Annotated in this window: 25 protein-coding genes; 11 read left to right on the top strand and 14 right to left on the bottom strand. The window is 38.0% G+C overall.

Annotated elements, in window-relative coordinates; genetic code table 11:
• Window positions 1–48 precede the first annotated feature (48 nt).
• From L2B55_RS14375 to L2B55_RS14355, 5 genes are read left to right on the top strand one after another with little or no spacing between them, the layout of a single operon-like run.
• Window positions 49–792, top strand: a complete 744-nt coding sequence (locus L2B55_RS14375; protein WP_237846838.1) for an outer membrane lipoprotein-sorting protein — start codon at window positions 49–51, stop codon at window positions 790–792.
• Window positions 789–2,006: an ABC transporter permease gene (locus L2B55_RS14370; protein WP_237846836.1), complete on the top strand. Its 1,218-nt coding sequence runs from the start codon at window positions 789–791 to the stop codon at window positions 2,004–2,006. Before L2B55_RS14375 ends, L2B55_RS14370 begins: the two co-directional genes overlap by 4 nt.
• Window positions 2,006–3,214 (top strand): ABC transporter permease, encoded by a 1,209-nt coding sequence (locus L2B55_RS14365; RefSeq protein ID WP_237846835.1) that lies wholly within the window; start codon window positions 2,006–2,008, stop codon window positions 3,212–3,214. Before L2B55_RS14370 ends, L2B55_RS14365 begins: the two co-directional genes overlap by 1 nt.
• Window positions 3,211–3,900: an ABC transporter ATP-binding protein gene (locus L2B55_RS14360; protein ID WP_237846834.1), complete on the top strand. Its 690-nt coding sequence runs from the start codon at window positions 3,211–3,213 to the stop codon at window positions 3,898–3,900. The genes L2B55_RS14365 and L2B55_RS14360 overlap by 4 nt, the downstream gene beginning before the upstream one ends.
• On the top strand, window positions 3,866–5,041 hold the full coding sequence (locus L2B55_RS14355; RefSeq protein WP_237846833.1) for a hypothetical protein: 1,176 nt from the start codon (window positions 3,866–3,868) through the stop codon (window positions 5,039–5,041). Before L2B55_RS14360 ends, L2B55_RS14355 begins: the two co-directional genes overlap by 35 nt.
• A gap of 127 nt (window positions 5,042–5,168) precedes the next feature.
• Here L2B55_RS14355 and L2B55_RS14350 read toward each other — a convergent pair whose 3' ends face one another.
• Both L2B55_RS14350 and L2B55_RS14345 read right to left on the bottom strand, forming a co-directional pair.
• The gene (locus L2B55_RS14350; RefSeq protein ID WP_237846832.1) at window positions 5,169–5,549 is read right to left on the bottom strand and encodes a hypothetical protein; all 381 of its coding nucleotides are present in this window, start codon (window positions 5,547–5,549) and stop codon (window positions 5,169–5,171) included.
• Window positions 5,550–5,573: 24 nt separating this feature from the next.
• On the bottom strand, window positions 5,574–6,584 hold the full coding sequence (locus tag L2B55_RS14345) for a 2-hydroxyacid dehydrogenase (RefSeq protein ID WP_237846831.1): 1,011 nt from the start codon (window positions 6,582–6,584) through the stop codon (window positions 5,574–5,576).
• Window positions 6,585–6,756: 172 nt separating this feature from the next.
• Here L2B55_RS14345 and L2B55_RS14340 point away from each other — a divergent pair, with 172 nt between their 5' ends.
• Window positions 6,757–7,269 (top strand): DUF2231 domain-containing protein, encoded by a 513-nt coding sequence (locus L2B55_RS14340; protein WP_237846830.1) that lies wholly within the window; start codon window positions 6,757–6,759, stop codon window positions 7,267–7,269.
• Window positions 7,270–7,325: 56 nt separating this feature from the next.
• Here L2B55_RS14340 and L2B55_RS14335 read toward each other — a convergent pair whose 3' ends face one another.
• From L2B55_RS14335 to L2B55_RS14300, 8 genes are all read right to left on the bottom strand, one after another.
• Window positions 7,326–10,091 (bottom strand): cation-translocating P-type ATPase, encoded by a 2,766-nt coding sequence (locus tag L2B55_RS14335; RefSeq protein ID WP_237846828.1) that lies wholly within the window; start codon window positions 10,089–10,091, stop codon window positions 7,326–7,328.
• Between the two features lie 10 nt (window positions 10,092–10,101).
• Window positions 10,102–10,983 (bottom strand): ribose-phosphate pyrophosphokinase, encoded by an 882-nt coding sequence (locus tag L2B55_RS14330; protein ID WP_237846827.1) that lies wholly within the window; start codon window positions 10,981–10,983, stop codon window positions 10,102–10,104.
• Entirely contained in the window at window positions 10,973–12,493 is a 1,521-nt protein-coding gene (locus L2B55_RS14325) for a thymidine phosphorylase family protein (protein WP_237846826.1), read from the bottom strand. Before L2B55_RS14325 ends, L2B55_RS14330 begins: the two co-directional genes overlap by 11 nt.
• Before the next feature lie 96 nt (window positions 12,494–12,589).
• The gene (locus L2B55_RS14320; protein WP_237846825.1) at window positions 12,590–13,600 is read right to left on the bottom strand and encodes an MlaD family protein; all 1,011 of its coding nucleotides are present in this window, start codon (window positions 13,598–13,600) and stop codon (window positions 12,590–12,592) included.
• An 8-nt stretch (window positions 13,601–13,608) separates the two neighbouring features.
• Window positions 13,609–14,385 carry an ABC transporter ATP-binding protein gene (locus L2B55_RS14315; RefSeq protein ID WP_237846824.1) on the bottom strand — a complete coding sequence of 259 codons (777 nt, stop codon included), beginning with the start codon at window positions 14,383–14,385 and terminating at the stop codon, window positions 13,609–13,611.
• A gap of 6 nt (window positions 14,386–14,391) precedes the next feature.
• A complete protein-coding gene (locus L2B55_RS14310; protein ID WP_237846823.1) occupies window positions 14,392–15,162 on the bottom strand; it encodes an MlaE family ABC transporter permease in 771 nt (256 codons plus the stop codon).
• Between the two features lie 142 nt (window positions 15,163–15,304).
• On the bottom strand, window positions 15,305–16,972 hold the full coding sequence (locus L2B55_RS14305) for a Na/Pi cotransporter family protein (protein WP_237846822.1): 1,668 nt from the start codon (window positions 16,970–16,972) through the stop codon (window positions 15,305–15,307).
• Window positions 16,973–17,166: 194 nt separating this feature from the next.
• The gene (locus tag L2B55_RS14300; protein ID WP_237846821.1) at window positions 17,167–17,634 is read right to left on the bottom strand and encodes an NUDIX hydrolase; all 468 of its coding nucleotides are present in this window, start codon (window positions 17,632–17,634) and stop codon (window positions 17,167–17,169) included.
• A 274-nt stretch (window positions 17,635–17,908) separates the two neighbouring features.
• Here L2B55_RS14300 and L2B55_RS14295 point away from each other — a divergent pair, with 274 nt between their 5' ends.
• The gene (locus tag L2B55_RS14295; protein WP_237846820.1) at window positions 17,909–18,430 is read left to right on the top strand and encodes a YciE/YciF ferroxidase family protein; all 522 of its coding nucleotides are present in this window, start codon (window positions 17,909–17,911) and stop codon (window positions 18,428–18,430) included.
• Between the two features lie 11 nt (window positions 18,431–18,441).
• Here L2B55_RS14295 and L2B55_RS14290 read toward each other — a convergent pair whose 3' ends face one another.
• From L2B55_RS14290 to L2B55_RS14280, 3 genes are all read right to left on the bottom strand, one after another.
• Complete coding sequence (locus L2B55_RS14290) at window positions 18,442–18,828, bottom strand: TerB family tellurite resistance protein (protein WP_237846819.1); 387 nt, start codon at window positions 18,826–18,828, stop codon at window positions 18,442–18,444.
• A gap of 88 nt (window positions 18,829–18,916) precedes the next feature.
• Window positions 18,917–19,756 carry a universal stress protein gene (locus L2B55_RS14285; RefSeq protein WP_237846818.1) on the bottom strand — a complete coding sequence of 280 codons (840 nt, stop codon included), beginning with the start codon at window positions 19,754–19,756 and terminating at the stop codon, window positions 18,917–18,919.
• Between the two features lie 11 nt (window positions 19,757–19,767).
• Window positions 19,768–20,223, bottom strand: a complete 456-nt coding sequence (locus tag L2B55_RS14280) for a hypothetical protein (RefSeq protein ID WP_237846817.1) — start codon at window positions 20,221–20,223, stop codon at window positions 19,768–19,770.
• A gap of 128 nt (window positions 20,224–20,351) precedes the next feature.
• On the opposite strand from L2B55_RS14280, the gene L2B55_RS19085 reads away from it, so the two are divergent.
• Window positions 20,352–20,582 (top strand): HupE/UreJ family protein, encoded by a 231-nt coding sequence (locus tag L2B55_RS19085; RefSeq protein WP_420854508.1) that lies wholly within the window; start codon window positions 20,352–20,354, stop codon window positions 20,580–20,582.
• A 212-nt stretch (window positions 20,583–20,794) separates the two neighbouring features.
• Here the strand turns inward: L2B55_RS19085 and L2B55_RS14275 are convergent, their stop codons facing one another.
• Entirely contained in the window at window positions 20,795–21,505 is a 711-nt protein-coding gene (locus L2B55_RS14275; protein ID WP_237846816.1) for a Crp/Fnr family transcriptional regulator, read from the bottom strand.
• A gap of 169 nt (window positions 21,506–21,674) precedes the next feature.
• On the opposite strand from L2B55_RS14275, the gene L2B55_RS19080 reads away from it, so the two are divergent.
• The 3 genes from L2B55_RS19080 to L2B55_RS14265 all read left to right on the top strand — a co-directional run bounded on the left by L2B55_RS19080 (window position 21,675) and on the right by L2B55_RS14265 (window position 24,018).
• Complete coding sequence (locus L2B55_RS19080; RefSeq protein ID WP_420854507.1) at window positions 21,675–21,782, top strand: PhnA domain-containing protein; 108 nt, start codon at window positions 21,675–21,677, stop codon at window positions 21,780–21,782.
• Between the two features lie 2 nt (window positions 21,783–21,784).
• Window positions 21,785–23,341, top strand: coding sequence for a SulP family inorganic anion transporter (locus L2B55_RS14270; RefSeq protein ID WP_237846815.1), 1,557 nt, complete (start codon window positions 21,785–21,787; stop codon window positions 23,339–23,341).
• Window positions 23,342–23,418: 77 nt separating this feature from the next.
• Window positions 23,419–24,018, top strand: a complete 600-nt coding sequence (locus L2B55_RS14265) for a methyltransferase domain-containing protein (RefSeq protein WP_237846813.1) — start codon at window positions 23,419–23,421, stop codon at window positions 24,016–24,018.
• The last annotated feature ends 130 nt before the right edge of the window (window positions 24,019–24,148 follow it).

The following is a 24,148-nucleotide window of genomic DNA, read 5'->3' as shown; positions in this document are numbered from 1 at the left end:
ATCACTCCTTCAGGCAATTCGTTTTATCACTGTTTCAATCCACTTAAATTGAGAATAATTATCAGTCAGATCCTGTTGTTCATTTGCATCAGTGCAAATGCGCAAACTGCTAAAGAAATCATCCAAAAGGCAGAAGAAAATGCCAGAGGTGTTAAAACATCTCAGAGTAATATTACCATTACCATTGTCCGACCAAAATGGACAAGGGATATGAGTTTGAAAACTTGGAGCAAGGGGCAGAAATACAGTTTGATTTTGATTACGGATCCAGTGAAAGAAAAAGGCAATACATTTCTAAAACGAGATAAGGAGATATGGTACTGGGTTCCGGCTATTGAAAGAACTATAAAAATGCCTCCGAGTATGATGATGCAGAGTTGGATGGGAACAGACTTTACCAATGATGATCTGGTACGGGAATCTTCCACTGTGAATGATTACACTCATAGAATTGTTTCGGAGGAAAGCATTGACGGAAGGAACTGTTATAAAATAGAATTAACCTCTAAGCCTGATGCTCCGGTGGTTTGGGGGAAAATCAATGTTTGGATTGATAAGAAAGATTTTATCCAGTTGCGTGCCGAGATGTTTGATGAAGACGGACAACTGATCAATGTAATGCTATCGTCAGAATTAAAAAATATAGGTGGAAGGTTACTGCCAACCATCATGGAACTCATTCCACAGGATAAAAAAGGGCATAAAACCATCATGAAAATCCTTTTCATGGAGTTTGACAAGCCTATTAGCGATGATTTTTTCACTATACAAAACATGAAGAAGGTTAAATGATGTACCTCAAGTTGGCATGGAGAAACATATGGCGCAACAGGCGCAGAACCCTGATCACCATGGCTTCTGTTTTCTTCGCAGTTATGCTTTCCACTCTGTTGATGAGCTTAAAGGAGGGTACTTACTCCAACATGATCGATTCGATGATTGGCTCTTATACCGGCTTAGGTCAGGTTCATGCTAAAGGTTATTGGGAAGAAAAATCGCTTGATTACAGTTTTGAAGCCAATGAAGCATTTAGGTCGAAAATTGAAAATACTTCCGGTATCAAAACCATCCTTAAAAGACTGGAGGGTGTTGCAATGGCTGCTTCAAAGGATGTTACAAAAGTAGCAACCGTGGTGGGAATTGATGTAAAGAAGGAAAGTGTAGTAAATAAATTAAATGAGCGTGTTTTTTCGGGTGTGTATTTACTTCCTGATGATAAAGCGGTGATGATTGGCTCCGGCTTGGCAGAATATTTAAATCTGAGAGTTAACGATACAATTGTTTTGTTGGGACAAGGATATCAGGGGGTAAGCGCCGCAGGAAAATATCCAATAAAGGCCATAGTAAAGTTCGGCTCTCCCCAACTAAGCAAACAATTGGTATTTATGCCGATAAAAGAGGTACAATGGTTTTACGGAATGGAGGGTATGATCAACAACCTTATCCTACATTTTGATGATTCGGATGATTCAAAACGCGTAATGAAAGAGCTGCGAGGCAAGCTTGGTGACGAATATGAAGTGATGAGCTGGCAGGAATTGATGCCGGAGCTTGAGAATATGATCAAAACGGATAAGGCGGAAGGATATGTGTTTATGTTCATCCTTTATATGGTGGTTTCCTTCGGGATTTTTGGAACCATACTGATGATGCTCTCCGAACGGCAAAGAGAATTTGGTGTATTGGTTTCTGTAGGAATGAAACGATTGAAATTAGCAATAATTGTTTGGCTGGAAGTTATAGTAATATCATTAGCTGGAGCGATAATGGGAATTATCGGTGCTTTACCGGTTTGCTATTATTTCTTTGCCAATCCCGTTGAATTGGGAGGAGAATTAAAGGAAATGACAGAAGAATATGGCATGGAAGCCGTGCTACGCTCCTCCATAGAGCCATCGATGTTCATTCAACAGGCATCGGTAATTCTGATGATTTCATGCTTTATTTCAATCTATCCATTTATTAAATTGGTACGGTTGGATGTTATAAACGCAATAAGAAGCTGATGTTGTTAAAGATAGCCTGGCGAAATATATGGAGAAATAAAGTTCGGAGCCTAATCGTCATAATTGCTCTGGCACTTGGATTATGGGCAGGCATTTTTGCTTCAGCCTTTGTCAATGGCATGATGAAACAAAAAATTAACAGTGTAATAGGGTTGGAAATTTCACACTTACAGTTTCATCAAAAAGATTTTCTGAATGATTTTCAGGTAAAACAATACCTGAAAAATGGGTTTTCTATCAGAAAAGAATTACTGAAAGACCCATTAGTAAAAGCTGTGGCCACCCGCACGGTAAGTCTGATGATGATTAGTTCAGCAAAAGGATCAGGAGGGGTGAAAGTGGTGGGCATTTCACCGGAAGAAGAAAAATTAGTAACCGGTTTGCATGGAAAAATGATCGAGGGTGATTACTTCAAAGGAGCCCAGCGCAACCCGATTCTGATCAGCAAAGTTATTGCTGAAAAATACAAAGTAGGGTTGCGATCAAAAGTTGTGCTCACTTTTCAGGATGTGGATGGAGAAATTACCGCAAGCGCATTTCGGGTTGTGGGAATATACGATACCGGCAATAAAATGTACGATGACCAGAATGTATTTGTGAAAATAGATGATATTCAAAAATTACTGAGAATAGGAAGCGGCGTACATGAGTTGGCTGTACTACTCAAAGAAGATGAACCTGCTGAAAGCATGGCACTGAAGTATCAAAAAAAGTACCGTAACCTGGAAGTACTGTCATGGATGGATCTTTCTTCAGGGATGCGCTACATGATCGAAACCATAAAAATGTATACGGTATATGTTGTAGGTATCCTTTTGTTGGCATTGCTTTTCAGTATTGTTAATACCATGCTGATGACTGTATTGGAACGGGTACGAGAAATCGGGATGCTTATGGCCATCGGCATGACGAAATCTCAGGTATTTGGAATGATCATGCTGGAAACTATGTTTCTGGTTATTGTCGGAGGTCCGCTCGGTTTGCTTCTTGCAAAGGTTTCCATTACTTATTTTGGAAAGGCAGGTATCAATCTGGGCAATGCTGCTTATGGTAATCTTGGCTATTCTAATATTGTTTTTCCGACACTCTCCGCCGTGGAGTATTTGAAAGTTACTGTGATGGTTTTGATAATGGCCCTGATAGCTGCAATTTATCCTGCAAGCAAAGCCCTTAATCTAAAACCCGTTGAAGCAATCCGAAAAATATGAACACTATTGTAATAGAAACAAAAGACCTCTGCAAAACCTATGAGGACGTTGTTCCGGTAAAGGCGGTAGATCATATTAATCTTACCATTGAAGATGATGAATTTACCGCCGTAGTTGGCCCTTCGGGTTCAGGAAAAACAACCTTACTGAATCTGATCGGTGGATTGGACAGACCTACTTCCGGCAGTATTAAAGTGAACGGCATTGAACTGAACAATCTCTCAGAAAATCAGCTGATTGATTTTCGACTGAAAAACATTGGTTTTGTTTTTCAGAGCTTTAACCTTATTCCTGTGCTTACGGCAAAGGAGAATACGGAATTTATTATGCTGCTGCAGAAGAAACCGAAGAAAATACGCGATCAACGAGTTGAAGCACTATTAGAAGAGGTTGGCTTAGGAGATAAAATGGATAGCCGACCGGCACAGCTGTCCGGTGGGCAACAGCAGAGGGTTGCGGTAGCCAGAGCAATGGCATCCAAACCCGACTTTGTTTTGGCTGACGAGCCTACCGCCAACCTGGATGGTAAATCAGCATCTAACCTGCTCGATATTATGGCTAGGCTGAATCGTGAAGAAGGAGTAACTTTTATATTCTCCACGCACGACCAACGTGTGATCGACAGGGCCAGGCGCGTAATTACCCTTGAAGATGGCAAGATCGTTTCTGATGAGAAGCGCGGTTAAGTTTATAGTGCTTTTTATTATACCTGCTTCCTTGTATGCACAAGAAGACACTTCATCTGCCCCTAAAAAGTTTACACTAAATGGTTACTTGAAGGATATGCAGATTATGAGTTTTGGAAGCAATGTGAACGGTACTATAAATGATAATATCATTCACAATCGACTCAATTTCCGTTGGTATCCGATGGAGAAAACAACGGTAGGTGTAGAAATGAGAAACCGGGTTTTTATGGGTGAAACAATTAAGTCGATACCCGGTTACAGCCACTTGCTTGATTTTGATCCGGGTTTGGTGGATATGAGTTTCCTGATCATCGATGAACCGGGGCTCATCTTTCTTTCCCAAATAGATCGCGCTTGGATAAATTGGAATAATGATAAGTGGGATATTCGGATCGGCAGGCAACGGCTCAACTGGGGTATGAACCTTTTCTGGAATAGTAACGATCTTTTTAATGCTTATTCACTAGTGGATTTTGACTACGAAGAGCGTCCTGGAGTGGATGCCTTACGCGTTCAGCGTTTCTTTAATAATATGAAAAGCTTGGAGCTTGCCATAAAACCGGGCAAAAACGCTGATGAATGGGTAGGAGGGATCTTATACCGCTTCAACAAATGGCAATATGATTTTCAGGTACTGGCTGGATGGTGGTTCACCGATACTGCTTTCGGCGCTGGTTGGGCTGGCAACATTGGCAATGCCGGCTTTAAAGGTGAGGTGACTTATTTTAGCCAGCGGAATACTTCTAACAATGTCTTAAGTCTTAGTATTTCGACGGATTATGTATTTCGCAACCAACTTTTTCTAACTATTGGCTTTTTGCTCAATAGCGGTACCGCAGATACTAACTTCAGCAATCCAGAGAATCTTTTTATGACTTCCGTTACAGCTAAGAATTTGATGCCAACAAAATATTCAGGTATCATCAGTGTTAATTATCCTTTCACGCCATTGTTAATAGGCGGTTTTACAGCCGTCTATTCACCCGAAGTAAGAACGGCTTTTTTTATGCCTCAGCTTGGCTACTCGATTGCCAAAAACTGGGAATTAGCCCTGTTTGGTCAAAGTTATTGGTTAGATATGGGTAAATTCAACAATATCAGCTATAGTGTTTTTCTACGATTGAAATGGAGTTTTTAGAAGGTCAAAAATAAGGTATTAAAAACAGGTAAATCGCTTAAAGCATTTTCTATTCAGATCCTCAGGATCAACTGCTTTAAGAAGCAGGCTATTGGAAGTGTGTGTCAGAATGTCTGCAAATAACTTTTCATATACTCGAAAGTAGTTGATAACAAGTATATTTTGCATCGATAAACTCCTTTTCTGCACTGTGCATGAGTTGTCGTATTGAATCTTGGTTAGCTTTTATATCTGAAACAATTGCTGAATTATCCACAGGAATTTCATCCTTTAAAAGTTTTTCTTCCTGAAGTTGAATTGATTCTTGAAGAGAGGTAAAATTTTGTTCCTGCTTCTTTAAAAGCTCAAAGCCGGGCTCAAGTTTTTCAGCGATCTGTGGAATTGCATCCCTTCGTATTATTTCATATAACTTGAGATTAAACGCATGAATATCCGCTTCATAGTTTTTGATTGTTTCAGTCCATTCGTTTAATTCATTCAAATAGTATTCTGCGATTAAATAAGCCATATTAGTTTCCTATAAGTAGTGATTTTATTTTAAGACCTGCTCATTTACTTGCAATTCATTTTGTGATTTTTGTTCAAGTCCCCAGCAATCAATGTTATAAAAAGTAGTGGTAGCAATGTTATACAAGGCTTCTTTCGTTGCAAATGCTTGGTGAGGGGTGAGCAGAACATTCTTAAAACTCAATAACTTTTTCAGCATTTTATCATCAAATTTCTTCTCAAAGAAGTCAAAAAAGAAAAGGCCCCTTTCTTTCTCGTATACATCTGCACCAAAATAGCCGATCTGACCATTTTCAAGACCCGCAATTACATCTGCTGTATTTACCACCGCGCCCCTTGCCGTATTGATCAGCATTACACCTTTCTTCATAGTTGTTATAAGTGCTTCATCAATCAGGTATTCGGTTTGTTCATTCAAGGGAACATGAATAGTGATGATATCGGATAAGCGACAAAGTGTATTAAGATCAACATAGTGCAGGTCATACAGTTCAGTCAGCTCCTTGTTTTCCTGAATATCGAACCCTAAAAGAGAGCATCCAAACCCATAAAGAATTTTTGCTGCTACACTGCCTATTTGTCCTGTTCCTATTATACCAACCGTTTTATGATGCAGATCAAAACCGATGAGGTTATCCACTTTAAAATTGTATTGGTGTACCTGATCATTGGCTAATGGCAATTTTCTACTCAGCGCTAGCATCAGCCCTACAGCATGTTCGGCTATGGCGTAGGGTGAATAATCAGGCACATTGGTCACTCTTATTCCCAGCTTTGTGGCACTTTGAATATCCACATTATCATAGCCAGTGGCCCGAATGGCAATAAACCGCACGCCATTCTCATGCAATTTTTCAATTACAGGAGCTGAAGCATCATCTCCAGCAAATATACAAACCACAGAATAGCCCTTGGCTAAATCAACCGTTTTAAGCGAAAGCGCCTCTTCCACCATTTTTAGCTCATGCATGGCCGTATTGGCGTTTTCAAGGTATTGGCGTTCAAAGGCTTTGGTGCTAAAAAAGATGGTTTTCATTGTTTTATAATTAAATTATACCGAGAATGGGTTCATTATCCTAAGTAAAGCAGATATAAATTTAACCAGAAGGTATTCCGATTTGCATGAGCACTGTCAAATTAAGAACTGATTTGGGTCATGGAACAAATGAAAGCATTAATAGAAATTTGAGTGATCTAAATTTATTATTATGAATCAAGCTCATTGGCACCTTGTACTTAACCACTTCCCAATAGTGGGAACTTTTTTTAGTATTTTACTGCTTTTTGCCGGCATTGTCCTTAAAAATCCCGGCTTAAAACGTTCTGGTTTAGTACTTTTTGTTCTTACAGGTATTCTTGCTATTCCAGCATTTCTCACCGGAGAGGGTGCTGAGGAAGTTTTAAAAAACAAGCGGTTAACTGACGAAAATTTGGTAGAACAACACGAGGAACTCGGAGAGATTGCGATGTGGACATTTGGGATAACAGGTTTACTTGCCCTAGTGACACTTATACTTGATATAAAACAGAAAGCTGCAGCAAAGTATTTCGCGCTGCTCACCTTAATCATTAGCTTGGCCAATGGTGTTTTACTGAAAAACGTGGGAACAAGTGGAGGGGAAATCAGGCATATTGAAATTAGAACAAATAGACCGGATACGACAATCCATAGCAAACAAAATCAAAAACAAGAAACAGGACAAGGAAAGGATGAGGATTAAACTTTTTTACCGCTAAATGCCCTTATTAGCAAGTAAAACCCAAATATCAAAAACTCTTAAGATTCAGCATTAGAGGAAGTTTTCATTTTTTTTGATTTAAGCATCAGTGAACGCCTTGTGCTAAAAACCTTCATACCTTCCAGAAAAAACAGATATACAAGAGCCCCTGTTAAGATATACAGCCAATCAATTGCACTTAAAGGTCCTGTATGCAAAAGTACATTCAATGCAAATGTATAGCTCACGATTAACATAAAAACGGTGGACAGACCGACTCCCAGGAAGAGGTTCTTATTACTAAAGAAATAACCGGTGAAAATTGATTTGGAAGTACGGATTGAGAAAATGTTTACAAACTGGCATACAATTAATGAAATCATGGTTACGGTAACAGCTTTCTCATGACGGAATGCATCTCCTAGGTGATGATTGTAGGATTGGAAATATGCTGCAAATGAAAACAGTCCTTTAAAAATACCTGAATAAATGATAACAAACAGACTTCTCCGATTGAGCATTTCGCCTAATTTACGCGGTGCTTGCTTCATTACATCTTTTTCAGTCGGATCAAAAGTGACCATAAGCAGAGGCAGCATATTACCAATGAGGTCTATTAATAGAATGTGAACCGGCATCAATACCAGTGGATAGCCCATGAACGCACCTGCAAAACCAATTAAAATACAAGTTAGTTCTGCAGTATTGCCTATCAAGTTTGCCAGAACAATCTTTTTGAGATTGATATAAATAGTTCGACCCTCTTTGATTGCTAATACAATTGTAGAAAAGTTATCATCAAGTAAAACCATATTGGCTGCCTCCTGAGCTACTTTGGATCCATGCTTCCCCATAGCCACGCCAATATCCGACCTTTTCAAGCTCAATGTATCATTTACCCCATCACCAGTAACGGCCACTATTTCTCCTTTTTCTTTTAGTAAAGAAACAATACGGAGTTTTTCATCCGGTGAAACCCTTGAGAAAATCAGCGAGCGCTTACCAAAGGAGGCATTGAGCTGGTCATTACTCATTTTCTTTAACTCGTTCTCGCTGATTAAATCTGGAAGATTTCCATCTTCATTGCAAATGCCAGTCAAATTTGCAATTGCCTTTGCAGTAATTTCATTGTCGCCAGTAATCATTATTATTTTCATTCCGGCTTCATATGCTGTTTGTATAGCTTGCCTTACCTCTTCATGGGGAGGGTCAATCATAGTAACAAAACCTGCAAAGATCAAATGCTCTTCTGCATCTTGAATTGTGTAGGGTTCTTTTTTTAAAGGAAGGTCTCTGTAGGCTGTTGCAATAATACGATGTGCATTGGAAGCCTGTACTTTTGAAATATTCAGATAATTTTCTCTTTCTTGCTGTGTTAAATTTTTCACCTTTCCATGCAGCATAATTTTATCTGCTTTTTCGAGGATCGACTCAATGGAACCTTTAACAAAACTGATGTATTTACCCTTATGCTCCCGGATAATTGAAATCCGTTTACGAAATGAATCAAAGGGAAAGGATTGAACCTTCGGATATTCTTTTTCAATTACATCAGAAGAATATCCTCCTTTCATGATCAGAGGGGTAAATGCGCATTCTGTAGGATCGCCTATAGGATACCAATCCGGGTGGTACTTGTCTGGGGGATTTGCTTTTCCGGTCGAGGCCAAAAAACCATCCAGAAAAAAAACTTTATCATCCCCTAGGTTATTTTTTTCGATAACATTTCCATCAATATCCAATATCTGCCCCTTGGGTTCATATCCGATTCCTGTAATGGTGTAGTCATTTCCATTAAAGTGACAATGAATGATGGTCATCTCATTTTTTGTGATGGTACCTGTTTTATCCGATGCAATGACCGTGGCTGCGCCTAAGGTTTCTACGGAAGAAAGATTTTTTACAATAGCGTTGTTCTTCGCCAATCGTGCTACGCCTAAAGCCAGGGAAACAGAAATCTGGGCAGGTAATCCTTCGGGCACCATAGCGGCAGCTACCCCAATTGCAAACATTATGGCACTTTCGTAATGCTCTCCATAAAGCAGCCTGCCAGCAAATAAAATAGCCGCCAACAACAAAGTGATGTAAGTAATCTTTTTACCAACCGAATTCAATTCCCGTTGTAGGGGTGTCAGGCCAGTATCAATTGTAAGGGAGGCAGCGGCAATTTTTCCTAATTCTGTTTTCATACCGGTAGATATGACAATTCCTTTTGCCTCACCTTTAGCTATACTTGTTCCCATGAACACACAATTATCCTGCTCAGAAATTGATAAACCGGTAGTTTGGATGGTTTGGTGTGATTTCTCCCTTGGTTGCGATTCGCCGGTAAGAATGAACTCATTAGCAGAGAGACCACTTGAGTCTATCAGTCGTATATCTGCAGGAACACCGTCTCCTTCATACAAAAAGACGACATCGCCCGGAACTAAAGCTGAAGACGGAATTTCAATTTTATTTCCGGAGCGGAGAACACAACATTTTTCAATGATAAGACTTTTAAGTGATGCAAGGATGTTTTCAGATTTCCAATCTTGGTAAAAGCCCACCAAGGCGTTAAAAAACACAATTAATAAGAGGATAACACCGTCGCGATAAGATTGCAAAAAGAAGGAGAGTGCTGCAGCAAAGATTAACAGGATCACCAGCAGGTTTTTGAATTGCTCCAGAAAGACTTGAAAGCCACTACGGTGAGATGTCTTTTGAATAAGGTTAGCTCCATATTTATTTAAACGATTAATGCTTTCCTGTTCTGTTAATCCAGTTTCAACAGAGGTTTGAAAATCACTCACCAGTTCTTGTACGGATTTACTGTAAGAATCCATTAATTCATCATTATTGCAATGCGGTTCTGATTAATTCATCAATTGCTATCTGATTTGTTGGATGTGGAATGGTGTTGGTTGTTATCACTCGGTCTGCACCACTTTTTAGGAGGCGTTCATAGGCATTGGTAGCAAAAATTCCATGCACCCCAATACATACTGGTGACCTGTAGCCTGTCTTTATCAACTGCTTTATTGTTTCGGCCATTGTGATACCCGTTGAAATAATATCATCCACCAAAACAGGGGTATGCAGATCCGGTTGGACTACTTCAGGCACTTTGATGGTTACTTCGTTATCACTTCGCCTGGTTTTCTCCAATATCAGATATTTACTGTCAGCTGCTTTTGCAACAGCAGACACCCACTGTTCACTTTCACTGTCAGGGCCTATTAAAACAGCATTTGTTAAATTTTCTTTTATCCAGAGGGAGATTAATGTGGCGACATGCAGAACTTGAGTTGGTATTGAATAAATTTCATCTAAACCAGTTCTGCGATGCAAATGAGGGTCAATTGTTATCAATTTATCTACCAAAGATGATATCAATTTGGCAAAAAGTTCAGATGTAATGCATTCACCGGGATTGAATAGCTTATCTTGGCGCATGTAAGCCAAATAAGGGGCTATCAATGTTATTTTCTTTGCGCCAAAATCTTTTAATGTGTTACAAAAAAAATAAAGAGATAGCAGTTTATCATCAGGCTGATGCAATGTGCAAACAAGTATCGCATCTTTATCAGTTAGATCACTTTTAACTTTTATATAACTTTCTCCATCAGGGAAACGACGAATTTCTGCTTCTCCTTTTTCAGCCTTAAGTGAAACAATTAACGAATGAGCCAATGCTTCGTTACCAGGCAAAGCAAATATGATAGGTTTATTCATCATTTAAATGGATTATTTGGTGATTGCCACGTTTATAGTAATCATAAGCATATTCCAATTCTCCAGGAGAGTTGGCATGTATAGAAAATAAGGGTTGTCCTTTTTCAACTTTCTGATTTAGCTGCACAAAAAAATCAACACCGGCCACCGATACATCCGGCGCACCAGCCAACTTGGCCACTCTTGCTATTTTTCTATTGTCGATTTCCTTGATAATACCATCTGTTTGGACTTCAACTATTTTAATGTATTTAGCTGTTTTCGGTTCGTTAAAACCACCTTGGGCTTCGCAAATGGCTAATAATTTTTGATAAGCAGCTTCTGAACTTAATTGTTTCTCTGCAATCCTGTATGCTGATTCCTCAGATTCATTCTTTACCAAATGGATAATGGCTGCAGAAATCTTCAGTGCTCTGGATCTTAATTCTTTTGAAGATTTATCTTCATTTCTCAAAACAGAAAGCACATCTCGGGCTTCCAAGGCCGGTCCTATTCCGAAGCCAACCGGCTGCGAACCGTCTGTGAAAATAATGTTAATTTTTAATCCGATGTATTTTGCAACCTTCTCCATTTGGGCCGCTAATATTAATGCATTTTCAGTACTTCTCACTTTTGCAGTAGTTCCAACTGGGATGTCAATTACACAATGAGTAGAACCTGCTGCTACTTTTTTTGATAAAATTGAAGCAACCATTTGACCTTCACTATCAATATCCAAAGCCTTTTCAATTTTTATAATTATATCGTCAGCAGGGCTTAGCTTTACAGCCGCTCCCCAAACAATGCATCCTTTTTCTTTCTTCACTACTTTTTGCATCTCTTGCATACTTAGATTCACATTGGTAATCACACCCATTGTATCTGCAGTTCCGGCAGGTGATGTAATCGCTCTGGAAGATGTTTTTGGAATTGTAATACCTAAGGACGCAATTATAGGAACAACAATCATACTAGTTCGGTTACCTGGTATCCCTCCAACGCAATGCTTATCGGCTATTATTCGCTCATCCCAACTTAACTTGTTTCCCGTTTCAATCATAGCCTTGGTGAGGTAACAGATTTCTTCCGGGTTCATGTTATCCCCTGAACAGGCAGAAACGAATGAAGAAAGGTAAATGTTAGAATACTTTTCTTCGGCAACATCGCTGATAATTGCCGATAGGGCTTCCTGATTTAATGCATTGCCAAATAATTTTGATCTTACATAGGTCATGGATTCTAGGGGGTCCAAATGATCTACCCACAAAAAATCACCATCTTTTACACCTAATTTTTTGATGGCACTAATCGATAAGCTTATTTCTCCATCATTTAATAACCCATTTTCTGTTGTATTGAGGGTAGCTATAATATTGCAGTTGTTTAGCCCTACATTTAACCTAGTTAAAGCCTGAAATCCTTCGGATTGACATACATAGCAACTCTTAGGCATAAATACAACTAATTCTTGCTTCGTATCAATGCCTAATGAACGGAAGCGGAGTAGACTTTTGGGATGATGATGTGATTGCATGTTCCATTGTATTAAAAAAGCACAATCATTTGATTGTGTCTAATCAGCCACTCGGCTCAAGTTTACCAAACTTTAAAGGATTAAAAATGATCGCTATCAATTGGTATCCTGATTGGTATCAGATTTCGACATCTTCTTCTTCTTCTTCGGCTGCTGTTTTTCCTGATTTCGAAAATACCCTCTTAATAATGCGCTGTGCTTTAGCGCTTCCATGTTTTCGTTGAAAGCAGCAGTACCTTTTTCAATATTGGTAAGACTGCTGTTAAGTTTCACGGCGAGCACAGAATCTTTTAATAAAGCATGGACCGTTCCTTTTCCGTTCGATACCTCCTGCACTACTTTATTAAGTTCTTCCGCAAGTAAATTGGCATTGTTGCTTACCAGTTTGATTTGGGTAACTGCTTTATTCAGATTGGAAGAAAAACTTGTATCAGTTAACAAAGCTCCTACTGATCCTTTACCGTGTTTTACATCAGCAATCAACTTTTGAAGATCACTGGTAAAGGCTTTTACCTGACCTGAAGCTGTTCTAATATTGATCATTGAGGCTTTTAAATCAACTGATAGTGTGCTGTCATTTAATATACTCCATAAACCTTTGCTGTTATTGATGCGTTGAACGGTGGTTTTTAAATCTTCAGTTATTACAGCTAGGTTGTTATTAGTCTTGTAGAAAGTTTGCAGCATTTCGTCGGTATTGGGTGTTTTTCTCGTTCGTAGAATATCTCCATCGCTTACCACCTGAGAAGTTTGCTGGGCGGGAGAAATATTAATGACTTTGTTTCCCATCAGTCCATCGGTTCCAATTGCTACAATGGCATTCTTTTGAATGAATTTCTTCACAGCTTCATCTACTTCCATCGATACTTCTATCACCGTATCGTTTATAATGTTAACTTTTCTCACTGTTCCCACCTGAATGCCGGAAAATCGTACATTATTTCCGGGCATTAGGCCATAAACATCATCAAAATGGGCTTTTAATTGAATGGTATTGCCAAACAGGTTGCGGTTTTTGCCGATCATGTACAGCGTAAACACCAGTAGGAGTAACCCCGCTAGTACAAATACACCGAGTTTGATATTACTTATTGCTTGTTTGGCCATAGGATGAATTATTCAAAAAACTGTCTAACCTTATTATCTTTTATTTGCTGTAATTCTTTATAAGTTCCATCTGCATAACATTTGCCATCTATCAACATCACAATCCGTTCGGCTGTATCATGAATTAATTTCATATCATGTGAAATAACAAGCGAAGCCGTGTTGTATTTATTTTGAATTTCCACCATTAAATTACTGATCTCTTTTCCTGTGATCGGGTCGAGGCCCGTAGTGGGCTCATCGTACAAAATAATTTCGGGTTTTAGGATCAATGTTCGGGCTAAAGCAATTCTCTTCCGCATACCGCCTGAGAGTTCTGCAGGCATCATGTCGATGGTATGGGCAAGGCCCACATTGGTTAAAGCTTCCTTAACCATTTCGTCCACCTCCTGATGGGCTAATTGAAATCCATGTCGTCGTAATGGAAACTCCAGATTCTCTCTAACAGTCATCGAATCATAAAGTGCATTGCTTTGAAATAAAAATCCGACTTTCACTCTAATTCTATCCAATTCTTCACGGCTTAGATCAGGAATATTTTTGCCCAATACATTAATGGTGCCTTCATCCGGATCGAGTAAACCAATAATGCATTTAATCAACACCGATTTACCCGATCCCGATTTTCCTAACACCGCAACGTTTTCACCTTTGTGCAGTATTAAATTAAAATCATTTAATACCATATTGTTGCCAAATGATTTTTTTAGATGTGAAATCATTATTACCGGAGTCGCCTCCGATACCTTCGTTTTTAATTCTGTTACGGGTTTTTCTTCCGGCATGTTATGTTAGTTTAAACCCAAAATATCTGTAAACTGCGCCACAATTAAATCAATAACGAATATCATCACCGAAGAAATTACCACGGCAGAGTTGGCCGCTATTCCAACACCCTCCGTACCTTTGCTTGAATTGTATCCTTTGTAACAGCCAATGGTGCCTACAGCAAAACCAAATAGAAAGGATTTTAGGACAGCCGGTATAACGTCGCCAAAACTGATAGCATCAAACACCTGTCGGTAGAATAAATTAAAGCTAGTTATCGCATGAATATTTACGCCCAAATAAGAACCATACAAGGCAATGGTATCCGACAAAACCACTAAAACAGGCAGCATCAAAGTTGCGGCCAAAACCCGCGTTACAACCAGGTATTTAAAGGGATTAGTGCCCGATACTTCCATTGCATCAATCTGTTCGGTTACTTTCATTGAACCAAGCTCAGCACCGATGCTTGAACCGATTTTGCCTGCAAAGATCAATGCGGTAATGACAGGGCCAATTTCTCGGATAATTGCAATGCCCACCATGGCCGGAAGTTGCGATTCAACTCCATATTCGATCAAACTGGGACGTAATTGTATGGTTAAAACCAAGCCCATAATGAAACCGGTTAGCCCAATAAGCGGCAAAGATTGATAACCAATGATGAAACATTGTCTCAGAAATTCCCTGAATTCATAACGGGGTTTGAAACCTTCTAATAAGAATCGGCCCGTGAATTTGGAGATATCACCGGTTTCATCTAGAAAGCTTTGCCACGTATCAGTAAGAGCCATATTTTAATTTAATAAAATATTGGGAATTATTTAGCTGAGAGATAACAGTTAATCGTTATCTGTTAAAAAGTTTGAAGAATAATGCACTAAGAAAGACGGATATAGTAACCTGCTACCAATAAAAAGAATAATTAATTACTTATCACCGAATAAATCCCGGTAAATTATCAAAATACTCCACCTGCTTGCTGTCGAGCAGGTAATCTTTTATGCCCCATACCATCGCTTTCAGAGCAGTGTACATTTCACGGTTAAAATTAACAAGGGTAGAAGTTTCCACTTCGTTCAAATGCTGCGTTAAGCCTTTCTGATAAAATTCCTTTAAAGTTTGTGTATAACCATCCTGTACCGATTGATAGATGCTTACCAACTCTTCAAAATAAATTGATTCTTTCTCAAGCTGAAGTAATTCTGTTAATCGTTTGGAAAAGAATTCAACTTTCTGTTGGGTTTGCAGGTAGAAATCATATTTAGCATCATTGGAAGAATTTCCGAGTTGTTTAACATCCAAATGCGCATCTTTCATGCTTTTAGCAGCATACATACAATTTCGAACCGCCGAAATTAATTGATTCAATTTTTCAGATTCGGGTTGGTTCATCACTATTTTCTGCAATTGAATATAATAACTATGGAGTTCACCATGCAGATGCTTGATGTACTCATATTTTTCCAGATACGATTTTAAGTAAAAATAATTTTGATACGTTACGTTTTGTAGTTCTATGGTATTTACATTAAAGGTATCGAGGCTAAATTGGATGATTAGAAAAATGAAACGTTTGGTCTCCTTTGTTAAGGCATCCATGGCCGAATCTGTTTCATCAGGAGCTATTTTAGCGATAAAAAGGGTATCATCTTCCGAGACTTTGAATTTACCTTCCAAATAACGTCCGATAGTATTTAGAAAAGGAAAAAACATAATGATTCCTAACAGATTTACAAAACTTTGAAAGAAAACCAGAGCTATCAAATGGTCTTTTATTTGTAACACTTCTACAATTAGGCTATTAACTGGTCGTAACATAATAAACACCAACATAGCAGTAATCATGTTGAACAAAAAGTTACCGATCGCGACCCGTTTTTTAGGGGCAAATCCCTTTAAGGAAGCTATGATTAATTTTATGGAAGTGCCTATTTCGGAACCCAGCACAATGGCAGTGGCGGCATACAGGCTGATAACATCAACATATAAGGCGCTCAAAACGATGGTCATCGTGGCCAAACTCGACTGGATCAGGGTGGTAATAAAAAAGCCGAGCAAAAGAAAAACTATAGCCGGGTATTGATTAAAGGAGATCAGGTCAATTTGTTTGACAACCTCTTCAATACCTGTTCGCATGTAGTCAAGTCCGACAAACAAGAACCCAAAACCAAAGAAGAATTTGCTCCATTGGTACCAGCGATTGTCCTTGTTCATTAAAGCCATCGCTATGCCGGCTAAACCGGTAATGGGAAATGCAAAGCTCTCTATATTGAATCTGAAACCGATGGTGGCAATTACCCAACTGTCTAGTGTGGTGCCAAAGTTAGCCCCTAATATTATCGCCAGGGCATTTTGCATTTTTATCACATCAGCACCAACAAATGCCAATACCATTAGGTTTACAACTGAACTACTTTGTAATAGGGCTGTGACAACAGCCCCTCCGGCAACAGCTTTCAGTTTATGTGAAGTTTGACGTTTCAGAAAAAGCTTAAACGGTCGACCTGCCAGTTGTTTCAAGGCATCTTCCAGTTGGTTCATCCCAAGCAGGAAAAAGGCAATTCCTGCAAGTATTTTCCAAACATCGATGGAGAAAAACATAAAATCCTACTTATTATTCATAAATCGTTTTACAGCTGCAGTCGTTGCCTTTAGTAATTCGGTCATTCAAAGTAAAATTGCCTGCCGCAGTTTTAACATCATAAAGTATTCATTTTCCGGGTTGATTGATCGTTATCATGTTGTATATAATTCTGAAGACCCAGAGCCTGTATGGCAAGGGTCAGCATTCCCATTTATATCTTAGTGCAGTATTTGTTGAAGAGTTCATCAATCAACGCTACTTGCCTCTGATTGATCTTTTGCCTTGCTTCTGGTAAAGTAAACCAGCTTGCTTTATCAATTTCCGGGAACTCTTGTCTTTCTCCCGATTTTGGGGGCCATTCCAATTCAAATACATTACTTTTAATTTGCTTGGGATCAATATCACCCTTTACTGCCCAAACGTGAATAATCTTTCCGTTTTTTTGTTTTACGGGCTGAAAACGATCGAATTCACCAACAACTGTCATACCTGTCTCTTCTTTGAATTCACGTTTTGCAGCAAAAAATGGATCTTCGCTTTCCCCAAATTCTCCTTTAGGTATTGACCAGGTTCCGGTATCTTTTTTTGACCAATAAGGTCCACCCGGATGCACTAATAATACCTCGTAGTCTAATCCATTAATTCTATACATCAGTATACCTGCGCTTTGTTTAAGCATATTTATAGAACAATATTGATTCTAATCATTGCAGATCTAATAATGGGTCACTTCTAATAATCTTACGGTGGATCAGGTAAGTAAAGATCTTTATAAAAACTTTAATTGTTCCCTGAAAATCACCAATTCGACAACGGTTAAAACTCACTCATTGTTCAACAAAAAAACAGCAACTGCCCCTTTTTATACATGAGTAGAGTCAAAACAAACCGTGATTATAGTCATTGACTGTTCTTTCTGACCTTAATAAATTTATAAACTTGAAACAATTGTCATGGAAAAGAAAAATCACTCGATCATCACACTACATGATTTGATGATTTATGAATTAAAAAAAATTGCCGATGGTGAATTGCAGTTATATAAAGTGTTGCCCATGTGGATTAACAAAGCTTCATTATTAAAGCTCAAAGAGGTGTTGAAAAAGTATACGGAAAACATCCATCAGCAAACTGAGAAATTGGAAACTTTTTTCCGGGAGGAAGGTATTTTGCAGGTTACTGATTTGAATGAGGCAATGAAAGCATTTATTAAAGAAACAGAATGCAAGATTAATAGCTGTGCTAATACAGAGGTTTTAGATGTATGCTTATTGTCTTCTATTCAGGAAATTAACCATTATAAAATAAGTGTGTACGGAACTGTAACTTCCTTTGCGCACTTGCTGAAAAAGACCAAAGAAGCACAACTTTTTCATCAAGCTGAAATTGTTGAAAAACACATAGACGATCGTTTGTCGCAACTGGCCGAATTTGAAGTTAACCAGAAAGCTAATATTCATATAGCATTCGAATAAGAGCAAGAACTCTAGTTTTCAAATAGTTTGGCTATTTTGTTTATTACTTCCTGTTCTTTTTTATTCGTAGCATGGTAGGCGGAGGCAATAACATGGCAAGTTTTCAGAATGTTAGTAATGATTTCTTTGGTAAATCGTTCTTTATTTGCATGGTAAAAAGATTCAAACGACTCAAACTCATTTTCAGGGAATCCTTCCGCTTCCTCATATTCAAAGGAAAAATCAATAATATTAGCTTTATCAGTTCCATGCCTGTCAATAGAATTCTCTAAAGGAATCCAGGTATTTTGAATAAGTTGGATGAGGGATTCTTTTTCGGCCATATGTACTTTCCTGTCGGCGGATGCTACAAGGTAAAATAGCTTACCTAATTCAGCATATAATTCATCATTAAACATAGTTTTTGATATTTAGTTCATTCATTACTTACTTATGTATTATACGCCACTGCTGTAAATGGATGATAATTTTGACAATCGTTTCATTTTATTTATTGTGAGCAATGAACAAAGGCATTTTAACCTCTCTCATTAATGTATCTGCAATACTTTGATTGAAAAACATAGATATAGCACTCCGACGATATGCACCACACACTACCAGGCTGTTACCTCCATAGATTCGTAAACTTTGCACTATTTCTTCTTCAGGGTATCCACTTAAAACAGTATAATCTGCTTTTGGGAAGTGCCTTTTCATAAACTCTTTTACCAATCTATTGTCTGGCATGTGATGGGATTCTTTTGGAGGTTTTACAGAGATAACATTCGTTTCAAGATGCTTAAGGTTAGGAAGCAAATAACTGAACATTTTTATTGCATGAACCGATGAAGGTTTTCCATCATACAATAACAATAGCTTTTCTATTGAGTTGTATTTATTAGGCACTAAAAAAACCGGACATTGTACATCACTTAATAAATCATCAATAATATGTGTTGGCGGTTCTTCCGTTCGATTGGAGAACGTCTCATGGTAATTAATTACCATTAAATCGGCAAATACACTTTCATGCAACAATTCACGTATGGCAAAATTAGGGTCACGATGCACACTGTAATTTAGACCGGCTTCTTGGCAAGCTCGTTCAAATTTTTCAACCGACAGTTTTCTTGTTTCTTTATCAATCTCATTTAATTCCTTTAACTGTTCAATAGGGGTTCCTTTTAATACCACGGTTTCATAAACTTTGTAGCCACGACGGGTGAAATCATCCAAAAAAACTCCTACTAAATGAGCATTGTGAAGCTTTGCTAAAAAAATAGCGTACTCTTTTGTGCTTTCAGAAAATCTTAAACCATCAAATGCACAGATAATATTTTCCATTTGTACAATTATTAATAGTGACTAATAAAAATGGGTAAATTGAGAGTTTTGATTAGCAATTCTGCTTTGCGGGGTTGAAAAAAATATGAATTTGCACTTTGGACGTAAGCCCCCATCTCCACAAAGACATTTCTTTTTCCAATAAAATAATGAAATAGTTCCTTATTGACATCACCATTCAAGTCAAAAACAACGTTGGAATAATGTGGTTTTAACCAATCTCTGATTTTGTGTTTTTCTTCAGCACCCCATTTACCGTTTGTTTCTTCAACATTGGTAATTCTTCTTCCATTTTGATCCACCATTTCGTTCACTGGTTTAGGAGTAGTTTCCTGAGCTTTTTTTTCTAAAAATATTCCAGTTAACTGGTAAATAGTAAGTTTTGCTATAAATGCAGCAAAGTCCAACGTACTGGTTTTGAAATCTAATGCATTTACAGCTAACAATATCTTTTTCATTGTTTCCAAGGGTGAAATTGTTACTCAAAGGTATCGGTGGTTTTATTGAGGTTTTATGACGTTTGCAAACAGATGAGGTGATTATTGTCAGCTCTTAAAGCAATGTCCATGCCCAAATATCATGATCATCCTGATCGATGGGTCCGGTTTGTCTGATACTTCTGTCTCATTCCCAAAACCTCGGCAACTGTTGCAGAAGTGTTGAAGGTGCATTAGCAAGTATGGGTTTGCCTCAACAGTCAATTCCACTAGCATTGTTTCTTTTCAATGTTGGAGTGGAGATAGGCCAGCTGATTTTTGTTTTTGTCGTTTTATTGGTGATCCGTGTTATACACCATTTGTTACAGAAACAACAACAACAACTTTAATGGATAAGTTTATATATTATTGGGGCAATGGCTGCTTTTTGGTTTTTAGAAAGAATTCTTACCTTTTTCGAGATATCGTTATTGTAAGACTTTTTTAGCTAAGTTAATCTTTACACAGCTACCACTTAAAATAGACAAGGGTATAATGACTTTGAAAATTCACTTAGTGAGGTGTTCAATGATCAATCCATAATTAAAACACGGTAGCAATTCTAGAATTGATAATTTGATATTTTCACCAATTTCTTCACATCCTTGATCAGTATCATTCGGCCCTTTGTTTCAATAAGTCCTTCTGTTCTAAAATCTTTAAGCAATCGGACGACATTTTCTTCTGCGGTGCCTACCATGCTCGCTAAATCATTTCGTGATAAGTTGATTACTGCTTCATTAGCCTCCCCCGATTCTGTTTTATATTTTTCTCTTAATACAATTAACGTAATTGCCAAACGCTCCCTTACTGAATGCCTGGCAAGAACTGAAACACTGTTGGCCAAAACGGTAAACTCATGACTTAATGCTCGCAATAAACGCTTGGCCAGTAATGGTGATTGGTCCAATGTTGCTAAAAAGTCTTCTTTAAGAATAAAGGCTATCGAACAGTCTTCGATTGTGGCTGCCGTATCCTGGTAGCGTTCATTAGAAAGTATGGCATGGTAGCCAATCAGATCCCCACTGTTGGCCACATAGATGATCTGTTCCTTTCCATCCTTGTCGATCTTGTATTTTTTTACCTTTCCTTGTCTGATGAAATAAATACCAAAAGCAACCGCTCCCTCTTTAAAAATAATCTCTCCCTTTTTATAATGTTGCTCAATTATATTCTTATAGAGTAGTGCATATTCTTCAGCAGGGAGGTCGGCTAATATTGAATCGGACCGGAAATTCCACTTTTCGATAGGGAAAATACCTTGTATGCTCATCTTAATGAAATCTAATCTTTTAAAGTTGATAAAAATCAACTTTTTAATTGAGAAAATGCAGTCTGAAAAAGTTTATCAAGCGATAATTTTGCAAAATTAAACTATAAGTATTTTTCTGGTGTATTGTTTTATGCACATGAATTTTTAAGGCTATTTAAAAATATAAATAATGGAAGTAAAAGATTGTAGTGGGAATCCATTAACAGACGGCAATTCAATAATATTGATTAAGAGTTTGAAGGTAAAAGGTTCTTCACTTACCCTGAAAAAAGGATAGCGGTGAAGCGGAAAATAAAATATTACCGTCTTCTTTGGCTTAAACATGATTTACCTGCCGGTTTATCAGTTTTCCTTGTTGCACTTCCTCTGTGTTTAGGGATTGCTTTAGCATCTGGAGCACCTCTCTATTCGGGGCTTTTGTCGGGCATTATTGGGGGATTGGTAGTTTCAGTTGTTAGTGGTTCTTCATTGGGAGTATCGGGCCCTGCCGCTGGATTAACAACGCTATTGTCCGCCTCTATCATTTCATTAGGAGATTATAAAATCTTTTTGCTTGCTGTAATAGTAGCAGGTTTGCTTCAGCTTTTGTTCGGTCTGTTAAAGCTCGGAGCAATAGCAAACTATTTTCCTTCGTCGGTTATAAAAGGGATGTTAGCAGCTATTGGAATTATTCTAATTTCAAAGCAAATTCCTTTAGCCATTGGGTATGATAAGCCAGACTTTTGGACAAGTGGGTTTCCGCAATTATTCTCAGTAAATAACTTTCTGGGTAATTTTCAAAATTTCAATTTGCACATTACCCGCGGTGCCATTTTGATCACAAGCATTTCTTTAGCAGTGCTACTATTGCTGCAATCACGTTTTTTTGCAACAAAAAAGCTAAAAATAGTTCCGGCTCCATTAGTGGTGGTCATCATTGGGATTACTACCAATCTTTTTTTCAATTATTTTGCATCAGGACTTTCTCTTAAACAGACACAGTTGGTAACAATTCCTGCCAATATCTTCTCCAATATTTCTTTCCCTGATTTCTCAAAGCTGTTCTCTACAAGAGAAATTTGGAAGGATGGAGGAATTATCGGGTTGTTTGCAACGTTGGAAACTTTACTTTGTGTAGAAGCCGTGGATAAGTTAGACAGGCAAAACCGCATAACTCCTGTAAATCGGGAATTGATAGCACAAGGAATTGGTAATATTATTTGCGGGTTTTTAGGCGCAATTCCGATAACGTCTGTGGTTGTAAGAGGTTCTGCCAACGTAGATGCCGGTGCAAGAACAAAACAATCAGCTTTTACACATGGACTTTTTCTATTGCTTGCGGTACTTTTTATTCCATTTTTACTGAGTAAAATACCCTATTCTTCGCTGGCGACAATTCTGATGGTTACAGGCTACAATCTTACAAAGCCCAAGCTTTTTCGTAATGTTTGGAGTTTGGGATGGAAGCAATTTACTCCTTTCCTTATTACCATCGTTCTAATTCTTTCTACTGACTTGTTAATTGGAGTAAGCATTGGGTTGTTAATTTCTATTTATTTTATCGTGCAAAATAATTTCCAGCTGGAGTATAAAATCACAAAGACACTGCAGCATAATACTGAGGTTTATTACATTAAACTTAATAGTAATGTTACATTTCTTAATAAAGTAAAGCTTCGCAAGGCTTTAGATCAAATTCCTCCTTACAGCGTGTTGACTATCGATGGAAGTGAAAGTAATTTCATCGATTATGATATTCTTGAAGTCATCAGTGAATACGAAAATAAAGCTCACAACAAACATATTGAAGTTCATCTAAGCGGAATTACCAAGGTGAGTGTAGCATCAATTCATTGAACCAACAGGTATTGTTATTCAAGACATATACACTCCTTCCAATTACACATAATTCAAAGTTATTTATAAAAAGTAGTATGAGTGAAATAGCATTAGAAACCGATTATTTTACTACTGATAAACATTTCGACAAACTTTATGCACCCAGAATTCAGCAGCTTTCAGAAAGGCACTGGACACCAATGAGCGCTGCGTTTCAGGCTGCCGGTTTTCTTACCCAAATACCTGGTTCCAAGATACTGGATATAGGTTCAGGTGTTGGCAAGTTTTGCCTAATAGGAGGCTATCATTTTTCCCATAATCATTTTTACGGGGTGGAGCAGCGTTATGATCTTATTTACCATGCGGAAGCTGCCAGAGAGTTTTCTGGGCTACAGAATGTTAGTTTTATCCATAGCAACTTTACACATCTCGATCTTGATAATTACGACCATTTTTATTTCTACAATTCGTTTTATGAAAACAAGGTGCATGAAGATTATCGCATAGACGATAGTATTGCATACTCCGAAAGTTTGTATGATTACTATACAAATTTTTTATATAACGCTTTAGACGAAAGACCCAAAGGAACACGGCTGGTAACCTTTCATAGTTCGCACGATGAGATTCCTCCAGGATATCAATTAAAGGAGACTTTTTATAAAACCCAATTAACCTGTTGGATTAAAGGATAAGAACGAATTACTATTGGGTCAAAGACTTGAAGAGACTCATGAGGTAAATCAGTTGCCTTACTGGAGATTTCCTCCTATATTAAATTCTGAGTTGAGTTTATGCAAATTCTAATTCAACATTAGTGCCCAT

Origin of the sequence: Solitalea lacus (genome assembly GCF_022014595.1) — a bacterium.
Lineage (GTDB): Bacteria > Bacteroidota > Bacteroidia > Sphingobacteriales > Sphingobacteriaceae > Solitalea > Solitalea lacus.
This window is presented reverse-complemented; position numbering and strand designations above follow the sequence as displayed.

Coding starts and splice junctions, on each gene's coding strand:
- L2B55_RS14370 (WP_237846836.1), top strand. CDS start 789: ATGATGTACCTCAAGTTGGCATGGAGAAACATATGGCGCAACAGGCGC.
- L2B55_RS14365 (WP_237846835.1), top strand. CDS start 2,006: ATGTTGTTAAAGATAGCCTGGCGAAATATATGGAGAAATAAAGTTCGG.
- L2B55_RS14360 (WP_237846834.1), top strand. CDS start 3,211: ATGAACACTATTGTAATAGAAACAAAAGACCTCTGCAAAACCTATGAG.
- L2B55_RS14355 (WP_237846833.1), top strand. CDS start 3,866: ATGGCAAGATCGTTTCTGATGAGAAGCGCGGTTAAGTTTATAGTGCTT.
- L2B55_RS14350 (WP_237846832.1), bottom strand. CDS start 5,549: ATGGCTTATTTAATCGCAGAATACTATTTGAATGAATTAAACGAATGG.
- L2B55_RS14345 (WP_237846831.1), bottom strand. CDS start 6,584: ATGAAAACCATCTTTTTTAGCACCAAAGCCTTTGAACGCCAATACCTT.
- L2B55_RS14340 (WP_237846830.1), top strand. CDS start 6,757: ATGAATCAAGCTCATTGGCACCTTGTACTTAACCACTTCCCAATAGTG.
- L2B55_RS14335 (WP_237846828.1), bottom strand. CDS start 10,091: ATGGATTCTTACAGTAAATCCGTACAAGAACTGGTGAGTGATTTTCAA.
- L2B55_RS14330 (WP_237846827.1), bottom strand. CDS start 10,983: ATGATGAATAAACCTATCATATTTGCTTTGCCTGGTAACGAAGCATTG.
- L2B55_RS14325 (WP_237846826.1), bottom strand. CDS start 12,493: ATGCAATCACATCATCATCCCAAAAGTCTACTCCGCTTCCGTTCATTA.
- L2B55_RS14320 (WP_237846825.1), bottom strand. CDS start 13,600: ATGGCCAAACAAGCAATAAGTAATATCAAACTCGGTGTATTTGTACTA.
- L2B55_RS14315 (WP_237846824.1), bottom strand. CDS start 14,385: ATGCCGGAAGAAAAACCCGTAACAGAATTAAAAACGAAGGTATCGGAG.
- L2B55_RS14310 (WP_237846823.1), bottom strand. CDS start 15,162: ATGGCTCTTACTGATACGTGGCAAAGCTTTCTAGATGAAACCGGTGAT.
- L2B55_RS14305 (WP_237846822.1), bottom strand. CDS start 16,972: ATGTTTTTCTCCATCGATGTTTGGAAAATACTTGCAGGAATTGCCTTT.
- L2B55_RS14300 (WP_237846821.1), bottom strand. CDS start 17,634: ATGCTTAAACAAAGCGCAGGTATACTGATGTATAGAATTAATGGATTA.
- L2B55_RS14295 (WP_237846820.1), top strand. CDS start 17,909: ATGGAAAAGAAAAATCACTCGATCATCACACTACATGATTTGATGATT.
- L2B55_RS14290 (WP_237846819.1), bottom strand. CDS start 18,828: ATGTTTAATGATGAATTATATGCTGAATTAGGTAAGCTATTTTACCTT.
- L2B55_RS14285 (WP_237846818.1), bottom strand. CDS start 19,756: ATGGAAAATATTATCTGTGCATTTGATGGTTTAAGATTTTCTGAAAGC.
- L2B55_RS19085 (WP_420854508.1), top strand. CDS start 20,352: ATGGGTCCGGTTTGTCTGATACTTCTGTCTCATTCCCAAAACCTCGGC.
- L2B55_RS14275 (WP_237846816.1), bottom strand. CDS start 21,505: ATGAGCATACAAGGTATTTTCCCTATCGAAAAGTGGAATTTCCGGTCC.
- L2B55_RS19080 (WP_420854507.1), top strand. CDS start 21,675: ATGGAAGTAAAAGATTGTAGTGGGAATCCATTAACAGACGGCAATTCA.
- L2B55_RS14265 (WP_237846813.1), top strand. CDS start 23,419: ATGAGTGAAATAGCATTAGAAACCGATTATTTTACTACTGATAAACAT.